The organism is Nocardia inohanensis NBRC 100128 (assembly GCF_001612945.1).
Classification (GTDB): domain Bacteria; phylum Actinomycetota; class Actinomycetes; order Mycobacteriales; family Mycobacteriaceae; genus Nocardia; species Nocardia inohanensis.
Window position 1 is genome coordinate 181,903 of the sequence record NZ_BDBK01000018.1, and the last position, 15,573, is coordinate 197,475.

Sequence of the window (15,573 nt, forward strand, 5' to 3'; positions counted from 1 at the left end):
GGAACATCATGGCTGACTTGCTGATTCGCGATATCGACGTGATCGACGGCACGGGCGGGGCGGTGTTCCGGGCGGATGTGGTGGTGGACGGCGGGCGGATCGCCGAGATCGCCGCGCCGGGGACCGTCGCGGGCGCGGACCGAGTGCTCGACGAGGGTGAGACTCTGGTGCTGGCACCGGGTTTCATCGATATGCACGCGCATTCCGATCTGCATCTGCTCACCGATCCCGGGCATTTCCCGAAGCTGAGCCAGGGCATCACCACCGAGGTGATCGGGCAGGACGGACTGTCCTATGCGCCGATCGACGAGGCGACCCTGGACGTGGTGCGCCGCCAGATCGCCGGGTGGAACGGAAATCCCGCCGACCTCGACTTCTCCTGGCGGACCGTGGCCCAGTACCTGGACCGCCTCGACAGCGCGGGAATCACCCCGAACGCGGCCTACCTGGTACCGCAGGGCACCTTGCGCCTCATGGTGGTCGGCAGCGAAAAGCGTGATGCCACACCGGAAGAGCTCACCCGCATGCGGGAGCTGCTGGCGCAGGCGCTGCGCGAAGGCGCGGTCGGCATGTCCAGCGGCCTGACCTACACGCCCGGAATGTACGCCGACACTTCGGAACTCGCGGCCCTGTGCGAGGTGGTCGCGGAGTTCGGCGGCTTCTACGCCCCGCACACCCGCTCCTACGGCGCGGGCGCCCTCGGCGCCTACGCCGAGATGATCGAACTGTCCCGCCGCACCGGCTGCGCGCTGCACCTCACCCACGCCACCATGAACTTCGGCGAGAATCGTGGCCGCGCACCGGAATTGCTCGCCATGATCGATGCCGCGCTGGCGGACGGCTGCGATATCAGCCTCGACACCTACCCGTATCTGCCCGGCTCCACCACGCTGTCGGCGCTGCTGCCGAGCTGGGCCATGTCCGGCGGACCCGATGCCGCACTCGCGCGCATCGCCGACCTCGGCACCCGCCTGAGGATCGTCGCCGATGTGAACGTCAACGGCTCCGACGGCTGTCACGGCGTCACCGTCGAATGGGAAACCATTCAGATCAGCGGCGTCGCCAACCCGGACCTGAACCGCTATGTCGGCAAGACGGTCGCCGCCATCGCGATCGAACGAGACATGCCCCCGGTCGAGGTCTTCTTCGACCTGCTGACCCGGGATCAGCTGGCCACCACCATCCTTCAGCACGTCGGCCACGAGGAGAACGTGCGCACCATCATGCGCCACTCCCGCCACATGGGCGGCACCGATGCCCTCCTGGTCGGCGACCGCCCCCACCCGCGCGCCTGGGGCACCATGCCCCGCTACCTCGGCCACTACACCCGCGACCTCGGCGTCCTGAGCCTCGAGGACTGCGTCCACCACCTCACCGGCCGCCCCGCACAACGCCTGCGGCTGCGCGAACGCGGCCTGGTCCGTACGGGTTACGCCGCCGACCTGGTCCTCTTCGACCCCGCGACCGTGCGTGACGCCGCCACTTTCGAGCACCCGAAACAGCAGGCCGACGGCATCCCGTACGTCCTCGTCAACGGCGAATTCGCGCTGGACGCGGGCAAACCCACGGCGGTCCGCGCCGGGCGCACCCTGCGCCTGGACGCCGAACATGGGGAAACCCGATGACCCCGGACCCGTTCGACCGCCGACTGCCCACTGCCGGAACGGAACTCATCTCGGTCAGGCATGCCGCCGATGGCCGATCGATCAGCGTGGACGCCACGCGAGAGGAGCAATCGTGACCACCGCCATGGATGTCATCCTGGCCGACCGGGTGCTGACCGTGGTGCGCGCGCCGGAGATCCCGGACCCGGTGGCGCTCGCCGATGCGCTCGCGGGAGCCGGAATCCGGGCCGTGGAGCTGACCTTCACCACGCCGGGCGTATTGGATTGCCTGCGTAAGGTTTCCGAGGCCGGGCGGGCGGTGATCGGTGCGGGGACCGTGCTGACGCGCGAGCAGGCCGAGGCCGCCATCGATGCGGGGGCGCGGTTCCTGGTGACGCCGGGGGTTACCGCCCCGGTTGCCGCCGTCGCCGCCCAGCACGATATTCCGGTTGTGATGGGCGCTTTCACGCCCACCGAGGTGATGCGCGCGCTCGATCTGGGCGCGGCGGCCGTGAAGATCTTCCCGGCCCGGGCGCTCGGCCCCGGTTATCTGAAGGACCTGCGCGGCCCGTTCCCGGGCGTGCGCTTGATTCCCTCCGGTGGGGTCAATGCCGGTAATGCGGCCGAGTTCCTCGCCAATGGCGCGGTCGCGGTCACCGCCGGCACCGATGTCGTCCCGCCCGTCACCGTGGCGGCGGGCGACTGGCCGGAAATCGCCGCGCGCGCCGCGGCTTTCGTTTCATCGCTGGAAGGTAAACCATGAGCGCCACCGTCGACTGGCTGCGCACCACCACGCCGGGACTGCTGCTGCTCTGCGGCCTCTCGATCGCCGTGCTGCTGCTCGCCATCATCAAGTTCAAGCTGGAACCGTTCATCGCCCTGCTGCTCACCGGGCTCGGGCTGGCGCTCGCGGCGGGCCTGCCGGTCGCCAAGATCGTGGGCACGCCGTTGAAGGCCGGGGAGTCGATCCTGGAGACCGGCTTCGGCGGCATCCTCGGGCATATCGCCGTCATTATCGGTTTGGGCACGGTGCTCGGGGCGATCCTGGAACGCTCCGGCGGCGCGGACGTGCTCACCGAGAAACTGCTGAAGGTGTTCGGGGAGAAGGGCGCTCCGGTCGCCATGGGCCTGCTCGGGCTCATCTTCGGCATTCCGGTCTTCTTCGATATCGGCATCTTCGTGCTCGCGCCGCTGGTGTACGTGGCGGCCAAGCGCGGCGGGCGGTCACTGGTGCTCTATGCCATGCCGATGCTGGCGGGCCTGTCCATGACGCACGCGTTCCTGCCGCCGCATCCGGGTCCGGTCTCGCTCGGCGGGCTGCTCGGGGTGAGCCTGGGCTGGCTGATCGTCATGGGATTCGTCTGCGGCATACCGGGATTCATCGCCGCCGGCATCGTGTGGGGCGGATGGATCGGCAGGCGGGTGCATGTCGAGGTGCCCGCGGAATTCCTGGTGCGCAAGGAGAACGGCGCCCCGGCGAACGGGGCGGAATCGAACGGCACCGAATCGAACGACACCGAGCCCGGCCGCACGCCGACCGATGCCGATACCGCTTCGGGCAGCGGCGGTTCCGTCGCGACGACCGCCACGACCACGACCGCGATCACAGGCACGGCGACCGCGACCAAGCGCCCGCCCTCGGTCGCTCTGATCGGCGGCATCATCGCCATCCCGCTCATCCTGATCCTCGGCGCGACCTTCGGCAGCCAGCTGCTGATCGCCAACTCCGAACCCCTTCAGGTGCTGACCTTCCTGGGCACCCCCGCGGTGGCCCTGCTCATCACCGTGCTGATCGCCTTCTACGTGCTGGGCGTCCGCCGCGGCTCCTCGGTGCAGGAGCTCAGCGCCATCACCGCCGAATCCTTGCGCCCGGTCGGCATGCTGCTGCTGGTGGTGGGTGCGGGCGCGTTCTTCGGAAAGGTGATCTCCGCCACCGGAATCGGCACCGCCCTCGCCGAAACCATGTCCGCCGCCGGACTTCCGGTGATCGTGCTGGCCTATCTGATCAGCTGCGGTCTGCGCGTCGCCCAGGGCTCGGCCACGGTCGCCATCGTCACCACGGGCGGCATCGTGGCCCCGCTGGTCGCCGAGCACGGCTACTCGCAGGTCTCGCTCGCTTTGATCGCCATGGCCATCGCGGCCGGGTCCATCATTCTCAGCCACGTGAACGACGGCGGCTTCTGGATCATCAGCAAGTACTTCAACCTGACCGTGAAGCAGACCTTGCAGACCTGGACGGTCCTGGAAACCGTGCTGTCGGTGGTCAGTTTCGCGGTGGCCGCGCTGCTGTTCGCGCTGCTGAGCTGAGCCGTTCGCCATGCTGCCCGGTGGGTAATCGGGCAGAGTGGACCCGAGGACCACTCGAAGCTTGGAGATTGCTCATGGACATACCGATCACCGGCGAACGTCTGACGGTGCGGTCGTCCAGCCCCCTGCTCGTCATCGAGGCGGGCGATTACGAGCTACATATCGAAGGCGAACTGGCGGTGCACAATCCGACCGGTCCGACCATTCATCGCATCCCCGGTGAGCCGCACACCGACGAACTCGTCGCCGCGCTCACCGGGGCCGTGGTCTCGGCGCTGGTGAACGACGGCGGGGAGCTGCGCATCGACCTGGATTCCGGCCATCGCCTGGTGGTGGAGCCGGATCGCTACTTCGAAGCCTGGACCGTCACCGCGCCCGGGCGCTTCCTGGTGGTCTGCATGCCCGGCGGCGAACTGGCGGTCTGGAACCAGGAGTCCTGAGCTTGCGCCGCGGCTGTGGGCTGTCAGGAGCCCACGGCCACGGCGTCGGCCCGTGTGGGATACCGCTCAGCACGTACGACGGAACCGACCGTCGCCATTGACGTGGCCCGCGTTCATGCCGTCCCCTCGCGGGCATCTCCGTGGTGGCCGTGCGATCAGCACGACCGCTCAGAGCATCCCGATCCGGAGGGGTGCACGTCAAGGCACAAGCGTGTCCCAAATTGTCCCACCTGAGCGGTTCGCGAATGTCCGGTCCGGTTTGCTATACGTCATGCGCATACCGGATGCTCAGGCGGACCTGCGCAATACCGCGATCGGGAAGCGGCGCGGGCTCAGCTCCCGGTAGGTCGCGAAATCCGGGTACCCGGCGACCAGTACTTTCCAGAGCCGCTCGTACTCGGTGTCATCGCTGATCACCTGCGCGTCCACGGCCCAGCGCTCCCGGCCCACCTGCACTTCGGGCCGCTCGGTCGCGAGCAGGTTCCGCCACCAGTTCGGCAACTCGGGGTGCCCGCCGTTGGACCCGCACACCAGCAGATCCTCGCCATCGCGCACCAGCATCAGCATCACCGGGCGCGGTTCGCCGGATTTGCGGCCGGTCACCAGCAGCCGGAACACCGGTTTGCCCGCGAGGGTGGTGAATCGCGTCCCGCCGAAGCGGTCGTAGAGGCGCGCGTGCAGCCGGGCGTAGAACCGCGCGACCGCGCCCAGATACGTGGAGGAGTAGTGGTTGAACCGCCCGCTCAGTGTGAGCTCTCCGGTTCCGGAAGTCTTGCCAGCCACCTGTTTTCCTCACGCCGAGCCGGTCGAATCGCAACTCACAATACACAGTGTCCAGTGAGTAGTCGGGGGTGTCCGGAAAGGATGCTCAGTTCACGCAGGGGATGTCGCCGCCGAGGTCGGTGACGACCGGCTTACCGGAGTCGGGGACATCGGAGGAGGTCGAGGTGGCGGGAGTCTTGGCGGCGGTGGTGGTGGTCGGGGTGGCGGCGGTACTGGCCGCGACATTCGGATCGAGGGCGTCGGGGAGCACGAAATCGGTTCCGAGGACCAGCTTTACGCGGCCCAGCTCGACATCGGCCGACGCGGCGATGGGGACGCCGCCGAGCATGTCGGAGAGCTGTTTGGCATCGGTCTCCGCGCCGGTGCCGTAGTAGACGGCGGTGGCGGTGCCGTCGGCGTAGGTGCCGTTGCTGACCTGGCCGGTGGCGAAACCCTTGGCGCCGAAGGTCTTCGAGATCTGCGCCGCCATGCCGGGGGTGCCGGTGGCGTTCACGACGTCCAGGGTCGAGGTCGGGACGGTGGTGGGGGTGGTCGGCGTCGCGGTGGGTTTGATGCCGAACGCCGCCTGCACTTCCTTCTTGATGGCGGCCGGATCGATGATGTTCACGTCCTGGCCGTTGATGTTGTCGTAGCGCAGCACCGGCAGCGTACGGAATTCGATGCTGGGGGAGTCGGCGCGGCCCAGGCTGGTGACGAACGATTTCAGATCCCAGTCGTCGGAGACCACCACATCGCGGTGCGCGGCGTCCATCAACTCCTTGATCCGGGTGATATTGGTGACGGTCCCGGAGTCCTTGAGCGACTTGGCGATCGAGGTCAGGAACGCCTGCTGGCGATGGGTGCGGTCGAGGTCACCGTTGGGCAGGCCGTGCCGCTGGCGCACGAAGGCGAGCGCATTGGAGGCGTCGAGGTGCTGGCGGCCGGCGGGGAAGACCGCGCCGGAGAAGTAGCTGTCGTCGACGGCGCTGTTGAGGCAGACGTCCACGCCGCCGAGGACTTTGGCCAGATCGTAGAAGCCGACCAGGGATACCTCGGCGAATTGGTTGATGGGCACCCCGGTGAGGGTCTTGACCGCCGACCGCACCGAATCGCGCCCCGCCTCGCGGCCCTGGCGCTCCAGCTCGACCTTGTCGGTGACGCCCTTGGCCTTGAGCTTCTCCTCGGTGTAGTACTTCTTCAGCCCGTAGGTCTCTTTGATCTTGGCGTGGTCGTAGCCGGGGATGCCGGTCACCGCCACGTAGTCGTCGCGCGGGATGGAGAAGGCCACGATCTTCTTCATGTCCTTCGGAATGTGCATGAGGATCAGCGAATTGGCGTTGTAGCCGCCTTCGGAGCCGTCGCCCGCGTGCAGCTGATCGAGGATGTCCTTGGGCAGATCGTTGCCGTTCAGATCCTTACGCGTGTCCAGGCCGATGATCAGCAGGTTGATATCGCCGGCCAGCGAACGGTCCTCGTCCGGAATGACATTGGTGCGCACGAACCCCGATTCCGCCGAGGTTTCGCCCCACCACACCACCCCGGTGATTCCGAGCACACAGACGGCGATGACCGCCATGACGCCGCGCCCGGTATTGCGCAGCCAGAGGTTGCCGGGCTTGCCGGAACCGGGGGTGCCGGCCTTGCGGTGACCGGCGCGCCGGCGGCCGTTTGCCGGACGTTCGCGCCGTGAGCGGCCGGATGTGGGCGCTGCCGAACGCCGGCTCTTGCCGCCGGTGTCGCGGATGGCCGGGATCGGTTCGGTTTTGTCGTCGTACATGGCCCTGTCGAGTCTGCCGGAGCGAACGGGAACCTGCCGGATTCGTACCCACCTGTGAATGAGCTTGCACAGTCGTGCATAATCATCACATGGCGGATACCTCGGTTGGGCCCACATTGCGGGTCGCGGTGGCTGGTGCGAGCGGGTACGCGGGCGGTGAAGTCCTGCGCCTGTTGCTCGGACACCCAGATTACCGAAGCGGGCGTATCCAGATCGGCGCGTTGACGGCGGGATCCAATGCCGGCGCCGCCCTCGGTGAATTGCAGCCGCATCTGCTGCCGCTGGCCGACCGCATCCTGGAGCCGACCACCCCGGAGATCCTCGCGGGCCACGATGTGGTGTTCCTGGGCCTGCCGCACGGGCAGTCCGGCGCGATCGCCAAGGCGTTGCCGGAGTCCACCGTCATCATCGATTGCGGGGCCGATTTCCGGCTCGCCGATGCCGCGGCGTGGGAGAAGTACTACAAATCCGAGCATGCGGGCAGCTGGCCCTACGGTTTGCCGGAACTGCCCGGCGGGCGCGACAAACTGCGCGGCGCGACCCGGATCGCGGTCCCCGGCTGCTATCCGACGGTGTCGAGCCTGGCGCTGGCCCCGGCCGTCGCGGCGGGCATCATCGAACCGAATGTGAACGTGGTCGCGGTCAGCGGCACCTCCGGCGCGGGCCGCAAACTCGATGTCGGCCTGCTCGGTTCCGAGGTGATGGGCTCGCTGCGCGCCTACAGCATCGCGGGCGCGCACCGGCACACCCCGGAGATCGCCCAGAACCTCAAGGCCGCCAGTGGCGATGCGGCCGTGGATGTCTCGGTGTCCTTCACCCCCGTGCTGGCCCCGCTGCCGCGCGGCATCCTGGCCACCTGCACCGCCCCCACCACCGTGGATGCCGCCACCGCGCGCGCCGTCTACGAGAAGGCCTACGCCGACGAGCCTTTCGTGCACCTGCTGCCCGAAGGCGTACTGCCGCAGACCGGTTCGGTACTCGGTTCCAATGCGGTCACCCTTCAGGTGACGGTGGACACCGATGCCGGCCTGCTGGTGGTCATCGGCGCGATCGACAACTTGACCAAGGGCACCGCGGGCGCCGCGGTGCAATCGATGAACCTGGCCCTCGGCATCGAGGAGACCGCAGGACTTTCCACCGTAGGAGTGGCACCGTGACGACAAGCAACGACGGGAAACTGGTCCGGACCCAGGGCGTGACCGCGCCGCTGGGTTTCCGCGCCGCCGGTATCGCGGCGGGCATCAAGGTGAGCGGGAAGCCGGACCTGGCACTGGTTTTCAACGAGGGGCCGGACTATTCGGCGGCGGGCGTCTTCACTCGTAACAAGGTGAAGGCCGCGCCGGTACTGTGGTCGCAGCAGGTGCTGAAGACCGGGAAGCTGCGCGCCGTCATCCTGAATTCCGGTGGGGCCAATGCCTGTACGGGTCCGGGTGGTTTCCAGGACACCCACGCCACCGCCGAGGAACTCGCGAAAGCCTTGAGCAACTGGGGCACCGAGACCGGCGCGGGCGAGATCGCGGTCTGCTCCACGGGTTTGATCGGTGACCGGCTGCCGATGGACAAGCTGATCCCGGCCGTCACCGAGATCGTGCACGAGATGGGCGGCGGGCTCTCGGGCGGCGCGGAGGCGGCGCGGGCCATCATGACCACCGATACGGTGCCGAAAGAGGCCGCCTACCACCACCGGGACAAGTGGAATGTGGGCGGCATGGCCAAGGGGGCGGGCATGCTCGCGCCGTCGCTGGCCACCATGCTCGTCGTGCTGACCACCGATGTGGTCGCGACGCCGGAGCAGCTGGATACCGCGCTGCGCAACGCGACCCGCTACACCTTCGATCGTCTGGACGTGGACGGTTCCTGCTCCACCAATGACACCGTGCTGCTGCTGGCCAATGGCGCGTCCGGCGTCGCGCCGTCGCAGGAGGAACTGAACGCGGCCGTGCTCGCGGTCTGCGACGATCTGGCCGAACAGCTCATGGGCGATGCCGAGGGCGTCACCAAGCGAGTGCACATCACCGTGCAGGGCGCGGTCAGCGAGGACGAGGCGCTCATCGGCGCGCGCGCCCTGGCCCGCGACAGCCTGGTGAAGACGGCGTTCTTCGGCTCCGATCCCAACTGGGGCCGGGTGCTGGCGTCCATCGGCATCGCGCCCATCGAACTGGATCCGAACCGGATCTCGGTGTCGTTCAACGGTTTCCCGGTCTGCGTCGACGGTGCGGGTGCGCCGGGTGCGCGCGAGGTGGACCTGTCCGGCGCCGATATCGCGGTGCTGGTCGACCTCGGCCTGGGTGACGGCACCGCCACCGTCCGCACCACCGACCTCTCGCACGGGTACGTCGAAGAGAATTCGGCCTACAGCTCATGAGCACGGTGCGCGAACAGCTTTCGGCCCTGGACAAGGCGCACGTGCTGGCCGGCGCGCTGCCCTGGTTGCAGAAGTTCCGCGACAAGATCGTGGTCGTGAAGTACGGCGGCAACGCCATGATCGACGACGAACTCAAGTCGGCCTTCGCCGCCGATATGGCGTTCCTGCGCACCGTCGGCGTGCACCCGGTGGTGGTGCACGGCGGCGGCCCGCAGATCAGCGCCATGCTGAAGAAGCTCGGCCTGCAAGGCGAATTCCGCGGCGGCTTCCGGGTCACCACCCCCGAGGTGATGGATGTCGTGCGCATGGTGCTCTTCGGTCAGGTCGGCCGCGAACTGGTCGGGCTCATCAACGCGCACGGCCCGTACGCGGTCGGCATCTCCGGTGAGGACGCGCACCTGTTCACCGCCACCCGCCGCACCGTGCAGGTCGACGGCGAGGCCACCGATATCGGCCTGGTCGGCGATGTCACCTCGGTGAATCCCGATGCCGTGCACGACCTCATCGCCGCCGGGCGCATCCCGGTGGTCTCCACCATCGCGCCGGACGTGAACGGCGTGGTGCACAACATCAATGCCGATACCGCGGCGGCGGCGCTGGCCGAGGCCATCGGGGCCGAGAAGCTCGTCGTGCTCACCGATGTCGAAGGGCTGTACACCGATTGGCCGGATCGGTCCTCGCTGACCTCGCGCATCGACACCGCCGCGCTCGCCGAGTTGCTGCCGCGCCTGGATGCGGGCATGGTGCCCAAGATGGAAGCCTGCCTGCGCGCCGTCGAGGGCGGGGTCCCGACCGCGCACGTGATCGACGGCCGGGTGCCGCATTCGGTCCTGCTGGAACTGTTCACCGGGGAGGGCATCGGCACGATGGTCACCCCAGCTCAGGAGATGCCATGACGACAGCCGACATCCAGCAGCGGTGGCAGACCGCGCTGATGAACAACTACGGCACCCCGAAGATCGCGCTGGTGCGCGGGCAGGGTGCCGTGGTCTACGACGCCGACGGCAAGCGCTACCTGGACTTCCTGGGCGGTATCGCGGTCAACAGCCTCGGGCACGCGCATCCGGCGATCCTGGAGGCGGTCACCGGGCAGCTGGGAACGCTCGGGCATGTCTCGAATCTGTATGCGAGCGAACCGGTTGTCGAGCTCGCCGAGCGGCTGCTCGCGCACTTCGGTGACGGGCACGGTAAGGCGTTCTTCTGCAATTCCGGCACCGAGGCCAACGAGGCCGCGTTCAAGATGGCGCGGCTCACCGGCAAAACCAAGATCGTCGCGTGTGAGGAGGCGTTCCACGGGCGGACCATGGGGGCGCTGGCGCTGACCGGTCAGCCCTCGAAGCGGGAACCGTTCGCGCCCATGCCCGCCGGGGTCGTGCACGTGCCATACGGCGATGCCGCCGCGCTGGCCGCCGCCGTGGACGACGACACCGCGGCGGTGTTCCTCGAACCCATCATGGGGGAGAGCGGGGTGGTGGTGCCGCCCGCCGATTACCTGGCGCAGGCGCGGGCCATCACCAAAGAGTATGGGGCGCTGCTGATCCTGGACGAGGTGCAGACCGGTATCGGCCGCACCGGGGCGTTCTACGCGCACCAGGCGGCGGGCATCGTGCCCGATGTCATCACCCTGGCAAAGGGTTTGGGCGGCGGGCTGCCGATCGGCGCGGTGCTCGCGCAGGGCGACGCGGCCGAACTGTTGCAGCCCGGTATGCACGGCACCACCTTCGGCGGCAATCCGGTCTGTGCCGCAGCGGCTTTGGCGGTGCTGCGCACCATCGACGAAGAGGGGCTGCTCGCGCACGTCGAGTCCGTGGGCAAGATCCTGGTGGACGGCATCGAGGAGATGAACCACCCGCTGGTCGACCATGTGCGCGGCGCGGGCCTGCTCATCGGCATCCAGCTCACCGAGGATGTCTCGGCGCAGGTCAACGAGGCGGCTGTGGCAGCCGGTTATCTGCTGAATCCCGCCAAGCCCAATGTGATTCGACTGGCCCCGCCGCTCGTGCTCACCGAAACCCAGGCCGACAACTTCCTGTCCGACCTGCCCGGCATTCTCGACGCCGCGCAGGCGAAGGCGAAGGAGACCACCAAGTGACCATCCGGCATTTCCTGCGTGACGACGACGTCACCCCGGCCGAGCAGGCCGAAATCCTCGCCATCGCAGCGGAATTGAAGGCCGACCCGCAGAGCCGCAAGCCCTTGGCCGGTCCGCGCGGCGTCGCCGTCATGTTCGAGAAGAACTCGACGCGTACCCGGTTCTCCTTCGAAATGGGTATCGCCCAGCTCGGCGGGCATGCCGTGGTGGTCGACGGCCGCGACACCCAGCTGGGCCGCGAGGAGACCCTCGCCGACACCGGCCGGGTGCTCTCCCGCTACGTCGAGGCCATCGTGTGGCGCACCTTCGAACAGACGCGCCTCGATGAAATGGCGGGCGCGGCAACGGTTCCCGTGGTGAACGCGCTCTCCAACGAGTTCCACCCCTGCCAGGTCCTGGCCGACTTGCAGACCCTGAAGGAACGCAAGGGCGACCTCACCGGCCGCAAGCTCGCCTACCTCGGCGACGGCGCGAACAATATGGCGCACTCGCTCATGCTCGGCGGCGTCACCGCGGGCCTGAACGTAACCGTCGCCGCCCCCGAGGGTTTCGAGCCGTTCCCGTGGATCGTGGACCTCGCCCAGAAGCGGGCCGCCGAAACCGGCGCGACCATCACCTTCACCGCGGACCCGCAGGAAGCGGCCGACGGCGCGGACGCCCTGGTCACCGACACCTGGATGTCCATGGGCCAGGAGAACGACGGCCGCGACCGCGTCGCCCCCTTCCGCCCCTTCCAGGTGAACGCGGACCTGCTGTCCCGCGCCGCCTCCGATGTGACCGTGCTGCACTGCCTTCCGGCGCATCGCGGTGAGGAGATCACCGACGAGGTCATCGACGGCCCGCACAGCGCGGTCTGGGACGAGGCCGAGAACCGCCTGCACGCCCAGAAGGCGCTGCTGGTGTGGCTGCTCGAAAAATACGACGGCAGCCGCGCGTGAGCACCAGCGAACGACGCTCGGCGACCGGCAGATCGGGTGCGGCCATCGCCCGCACCCGCGCCGGCCGCCAGGCCCGCATCGTCGCCATCCTCTCCCAGCACGAGGTCCGCAGCCAGACCGAACTGGCCGCGCTGCTCTCCGGCGAGGGCATCGAAACCACTCAGGCCACCCTCTCCCGTGACCTGGACGAGCTGGGTGCCGTGAAGCTGCGCGCCGCCGACGGTGGCGCGGGCGTCTACGTGGTCCCCGAGGACGGCAGCCCCGTCCGCGGCGTCACCGGCGGCACCGAACGCCTCTCCAAACTCCTGGGCGACCTGCTGGTCTCGACCGATGCCAGCGGCAATATCGCGGTGCTGCGGACGCCCCCGGGCGCGGCGCACTTCCTCGCGAGCGCGCTCGACCGCGCGGCGCTACCCGAGATCGTCGGCACCATCGCCGGTGACGACACCATCGCCGTCATCGCCCGCGAACCCATGACCGGTGCGGAATTGGCCGCCAAGATCGAGCAATTGGCCTGAGCGGTCAGGTGACCGGTACGAACAGGTGGATCTGCACTCGGTCGTAATGGACGCCGGCGGCCAGGCGGAACGATTGCAGATACACCTGGGATCGCCGATCGGTGACCGGATCGCGCAGCTGCGCGGGACCGAGCTCGCGGTGATAGCTCACCTCGCCCTTGTCCCAGATGCGCCGGAACTTCGGAAAACGGGACAGCTCCGCCAATAGCTCTGTGCACCAAGGCAGATCGGCGTGCTGGGCGAGACGCCCGCGTAGCAGCCGCACCGCCTGCTCCGCTTCCGCTTGCCAGTCGACCAGGATCTGCGTCGACATGGGATCGGCGAACAGACAGCGCAGCACATTGCCGTCCGTGACCATGCCTGGAAAGGCCGCCGCGTAGGAATCGTTGCAGGCCAGCAGATTCCAGCCGATATCCACGCAGCAGGCCGGGACAACGCCGAAACTCGCGAGCAGTTCACCGGTGACCGCGGTGACCTCGGCACGCAATTCCGCCAGGGTGGGCACCGGCCGGGTGATCCGCCCGGAGAGATCGTTGAGCTGGCGGACCTGTGCCTCGGTGAGCGGTTCCAGCTTCTCCAGATGTCGTACCAGCGCGGTCATTACGGCGGCCGTGGGCCGATTGCGCTTACCGGCCTCCAGATGGGTGATGTAACTCGTGCTCACGCCCGCGGCGAAAGCCAGCCGCTCCCGCGACAGCCCGCGCTCCAGGCGCAGTTTCCGCAGCAGCCGGCCGATATGGGGCAGGGCAGGTTCGTCCGGCATCGTCACCGCTCCGGCATCGGTACTCGGCGGCCGAGGTAGAACCAGATCCAGCCGGGGTGCGCGGCGGACTCGTGCACGAACACGTTCACCTCCGCGGCGAAAGTGTCGCCGTTCACCGGATCGCGAAACACTTTCGGCCGCCGGATGTGGTCGTAAACGATTTCGGCTTCCCATTTTTCGCGGAATTCGGGATAGGCGTACAGCTCGTCGAGAAATCCTCGATACAAGTCGGGAGCGTCGGTGCGGCCGATCATGCCGCGTAGTGCGGCCGTCATCATCGCGGCGTCGTAATCCCAGTCGGCCAGCGCCTGTTTCGCGATTTCGTCCGCGAAGAACCAGTGCATGATATTGCCGCGTTCCACCACACCCGGCATTGTGCGCGCATAGGTTTCGTTGCAAGACAGCAGGTTGTAGTGAATATCGAAATAGCAGGCCGGATTCGGCTCGGCGACCTCGAGCAGCCGAAGCATGTCCCGCGTGATCTCGTCGCGCAGCTCCGCGACCGTCGGCACGCCGGGCAGCGGCAGTCCTGCCAATTCGTGCAGGTGCCTGCGCTCCACCTCCGAAACCGGCTCGATCCGGTCCAGATGGCCGATAAGAACTTGCAATACGTCCGGCCCCGGATGGGTACGCACCCCGGATTCCAGCCGCGCGACATAGCTCACGCTGACCCCGATCGACATGGCAAGTTTCTCGCGCGAAAGATCTCGGTCGTCCCGCAGCTTGCGCAGCGCCGCCCCGAAACTGGGCGGCTGCACCATTTTTCGCCTACCGAGGCCGTACTGCTCGTCCATGACATTCAGAAACTATCAGACGGTCATAACGCCGGCCGAATTCGTTTCCGGTGAATTCCGAATCGCGACAGCAGTAGAGCGCACTTGTCAAGTCCGTTCGCGTTGATCGACGCCGGTTCATTCATATTCGCAGGAATGAAAAGCGGACTTCAGTGATCTCGAGCGCACCCGTATTGCGTTCAGCCGTTCCGGGCGAGCGCGTAGAGCTTGCCCTCGCCGAGGATCCAGATTCGGTGTCCCGAGGAATCGACGGCGAGGCCCGATCCCGCTCCGACACGCTCACCCTAACCGTCCGCACCCCACCCCTCGCGCCGAATTCCGCACCGGCACTTCAAGATCAACGGCACGCCAGTGCGGGAAATCCGGGCAAAACCCCTCACTGGTGTGCCACTCGATCGGTAGGGGGTCTAGTTCGCGACGGGCAGCGGCATGCCGGGGTCGAGGATGTGCACGGCCGTATCCGGCGCGAGGTCGGTGGTCGCGTCGCGGTAGAGGTCGGGGCGATTGCGGGTGGATTTGGTCATGATGCGGTCGCCGATCGGGCCGCTGGTGAAGGCGTAGTGGATGGGAACCGCGAGGCGGGGGCGCAGGACTCGGGTGAAACCGGCGGCTTCGGTGGCGTCCATGACCGCCTGGCGATTGCCGAGCGGGCGGATCCGCAGGCCGTTGATGGGCAGCAGCGCCAGGTCGATTTCCGGGAAGCGGGCCGGGATTTCGTCCAGGTCGGCGATGCGCCGGGTGTCCGCGCCGAAGTAGGCGGTGTGGCCGTCGGCGCGCAGGATGAACGTCACCTCGGGGACGCCGTGACTGGCGGGCGTGGCGATCACCTCGACGGGGCCGAGATGTGTGCTCTCCCAAGGATCCAGCTCGACCACATCGGTGAAGCCGGTGGCGCGCACGCGGCGGGCGATACCCTTCGCCACCGCGAACGGCACCGACTTGTCGGGGTAGGCGGCGAGGGCATCCAGGTCGCAATGGTCGTAATGCTCGTGGCTGATCACGATGCCCGCGAGCGCGGGCAGCTCGGCCGCGGTCGCGATGCCGCGCGGCTCTCCGGGGCGGTAGAACCGGCGCTCGGAAAACCAAGGGTCGGTGAGGATTCGGGCTCCGCCGAAGTCGAGCAGAACGCTGGCGTGGACGACACGGGTGACGGTCAGCATGGGGCACATCCATAAGAAGACGGGTGTCTAGTGATGTGTGTCAGTAGACAGCT

At 67.8% G+C, this 15,573-nt stretch carries 15 protein-coding genes; 10 read left to right on the forward strand and 5 right to left on the reverse strand.

Features of this window, described 5'->3' with window-relative positions:
* Window positions 1-8 precede the first annotated feature (8 nt).
* The 4 genes from NI1_RS34065 (at window position 9) to NI1_RS34080 (ending at window position 4,351) form a co-directional block, all read left to right on the forward strand.
* Window positions 9-1,625 (forward strand): N-acyl-D-amino-acid deacylase family protein, encoded by a 1,617-nt coding sequence (locus NI1_RS34065; protein ID WP_067829630.1) that lies wholly within the window; start codon window positions 9-11, stop codon window positions 1,623-1,625.
* Between the two features lie 124 nt (window positions 1,626-1,749).
* Window positions 1,750-2,367 (forward strand): bifunctional 4-hydroxy-2-oxoglutarate aldolase/2-dehydro-3-deoxy-phosphogluconate aldolase, encoded by a 618-nt coding sequence (locus NI1_RS34070; protein WP_067829861.1) that lies wholly within the window; start codon window positions 1,750-1,752, stop codon window positions 2,365-2,367.
* Entirely contained in the window at window positions 2,364-3,911 is a 1,548-nt protein-coding gene (locus tag NI1_RS34075; RefSeq protein WP_067829633.1) for a GntP family permease, read from the forward strand. The genes NI1_RS34070 and NI1_RS34075 overlap by 4 nt, the downstream gene beginning before the upstream one ends.
* A 74-nt stretch (window positions 3,912-3,985) precedes the next feature.
* The gene (locus NI1_RS34080) at window positions 3,986-4,351 is read left to right on the forward strand and encodes a DUF6188 family protein (protein WP_067829636.1); all 366 of its coding nucleotides are present in this window, start codon (window positions 3,986-3,988) and stop codon (window positions 4,349-4,351) included.
* 288 nt (window positions 4,352-4,639) lie between these two features.
* Here NI1_RS34080 and NI1_RS34085 read toward each other — a convergent pair whose 3' ends face one another.
* Together NI1_RS34085 and NI1_RS34090 are read right to left on the reverse strand one after the other, a co-directional pair.
* A complete protein-coding gene (locus NI1_RS34085; RefSeq protein ID WP_084524163.1) occupies window positions 4,640-5,134 on the reverse strand; it encodes a nitroreductase/quinone reductase family protein in 495 nt (164 codons plus the stop codon).
* Between the two features lie 85 nt (window positions 5,135-5,219).
* A complete protein-coding gene (locus NI1_RS34090; RefSeq protein WP_157535487.1) occupies window positions 5,220-6,890 on the reverse strand; it encodes an LCP family protein in 1,671 nt (556 codons plus the stop codon).
* A gap of 89 nt (window positions 6,891-6,979) precedes the next feature.
* Here NI1_RS34090 and argC point away from each other — a divergent pair, with 89 nt between their 5' ends.
* The 6 genes from argC to NI1_RS34120 are packed head-to-tail and all read left to right on the forward strand — an operon-like array spanning window position 6,980 to window position 12,803.
* Complete coding sequence (gene argC, locus NI1_RS34095; RefSeq protein ID WP_067829639.1) at window positions 6,980-8,047, forward strand: N-acetyl-gamma-glutamyl-phosphate reductase; 1,068 nt, start codon at window positions 6,980-6,982, stop codon at window positions 8,045-8,047.
* On the forward strand, window positions 8,044-9,255 hold the full coding sequence (gene argJ / locus NI1_RS34100) for a bifunctional glutamate N-acetyltransferase/amino-acid acetyltransferase ArgJ (RefSeq protein WP_067829642.1): 1,212 nt from the start codon (window positions 8,044-8,046) through the stop codon (window positions 9,253-9,255). The genes argC and argJ overlap by 4 nt, the downstream gene beginning before the upstream one ends.
* Window positions 9,252-10,151, forward strand: coding sequence for an acetylglutamate kinase (argB, locus tag NI1_RS34105; RefSeq protein WP_067829644.1), 900 nt, complete (start codon window positions 9,252-9,254; stop codon window positions 10,149-10,151). Before argJ ends, argB begins: the two co-directional genes overlap by 4 nt.
* Window positions 10,148-11,347 (forward strand): acetylornithine transaminase, encoded by a 1,200-nt coding sequence (locus tag NI1_RS34110; protein ID WP_067829647.1) that lies wholly within the window; start codon window positions 10,148-10,150, stop codon window positions 11,345-11,347. The genes argB and NI1_RS34110 overlap by 4 nt, the downstream gene beginning before the upstream one ends.
* A complete protein-coding gene (gene argF, locus NI1_RS34115; protein ID WP_174564550.1) occupies window positions 11,344-12,285 on the forward strand; it encodes an ornithine carbamoyltransferase in 942 nt (313 codons plus the stop codon). Before NI1_RS34110 ends, argF begins: the two co-directional genes overlap by 4 nt.
* Complete coding sequence (locus NI1_RS34120) at window positions 12,282-12,803, forward strand: arginine repressor (RefSeq protein WP_157535488.1); 522 nt, start codon at window positions 12,282-12,284, stop codon at window positions 12,801-12,803. The genes argF and NI1_RS34120 overlap by 4 nt, the downstream gene beginning before the upstream one ends.
* Window positions 12,804-12,807: 4 nt before the next feature.
* Here NI1_RS34120 and NI1_RS34125 read toward each other — a convergent pair whose 3' ends face one another.
* From NI1_RS34125 to NI1_RS34135, 3 genes are all read right to left on the reverse strand, one after another.
* A complete protein-coding gene (locus NI1_RS34125) occupies window positions 12,808-13,566 on the reverse strand; it encodes an MmyB family transcriptional regulator (RefSeq protein WP_169815675.1) in 759 nt (252 codons plus the stop codon).
* A 2-nt stretch (window positions 13,567-13,568) separates the two neighbouring features.
* The gene (locus NI1_RS34130) at window positions 13,569-14,360 is read right to left on the reverse strand and encodes a helix-turn-helix domain-containing protein (protein ID WP_084524165.1); all 792 of its coding nucleotides are present in this window, start codon (window positions 14,358-14,360) and stop codon (window positions 13,569-13,571) included.
* Window positions 14,361-14,767: 407 nt separating this feature from the next.
* The gene (locus tag NI1_RS34135) at window positions 14,768-15,520 is read right to left on the reverse strand and encodes an MBL fold metallo-hydrolase (RefSeq protein WP_218026859.1); all 753 of its coding nucleotides are present in this window, start codon (window positions 15,518-15,520) and stop codon (window positions 14,768-14,770) included.
* Window positions 15,521-15,573: the final 53 nt, after the last annotated feature.

Coding starts and splice junctions, on each gene's coding strand:
- NI1_RS34065 (WP_067829630.1), top strand. CDS start 9: ATGGCTGACTTGCTGATTCGCGATATCGACGTGATCGACGGCACGGGC.
- NI1_RS34070 (WP_067829861.1), top strand. CDS start 1,750: ATGGATGTCATCCTGGCCGACCGGGTGCTGACCGTGGTGCGCGCGCCG.
- NI1_RS34075 (WP_067829633.1), top strand. CDS start 2,364: ATGAGCGCCACCGTCGACTGGCTGCGCACCACCACGCCGGGACTGCTG.
- NI1_RS34080 (WP_067829636.1), top strand. CDS start 3,986: ATGGACATACCGATCACCGGCGAACGTCTGACGGTGCGGTCGTCCAGC.
- NI1_RS34090 (WP_157535487.1), bottom strand. CDS start 6,890: ATGTACGACGACAAAACCGAACCGATCCCGGCCATCCGCGACACCGGC.
- argC (WP_067829639.1), top strand. CDS start 6,980: ATGGCGGATACCTCGGTTGGGCCCACATTGCGGGTCGCGGTGGCTGGT.
- argB (WP_067829644.1), top strand. CDS start 9,252: ATGAGCACGGTGCGCGAACAGCTTTCGGCCCTGGACAAGGCGCACGTG.
- NI1_RS34110 (WP_067829647.1), top strand. CDS start 10,148: ATGACGACAGCCGACATCCAGCAGCGGTGGCAGACCGCGCTGATGAAC.
- NI1_RS34125 (WP_169815675.1), bottom strand. CDS start 13,566: ATGCCGGACGAACCTGCCCTGCCCCATATCGGCCGGCTGCTGCGGAAA.
- NI1_RS34130 (WP_084524165.1), bottom strand. CDS start 14,360: ATGGACGAGCAGTACGGCCTCGGTAGGCGAAAAATGGTGCAGCCGCCC.
- NI1_RS34135 (WP_218026859.1), bottom strand. CDS start 15,520: ATGCTGACCGTCACCCGTGTCGTCCACGCCAGCGTTCTGCTCGACTTC.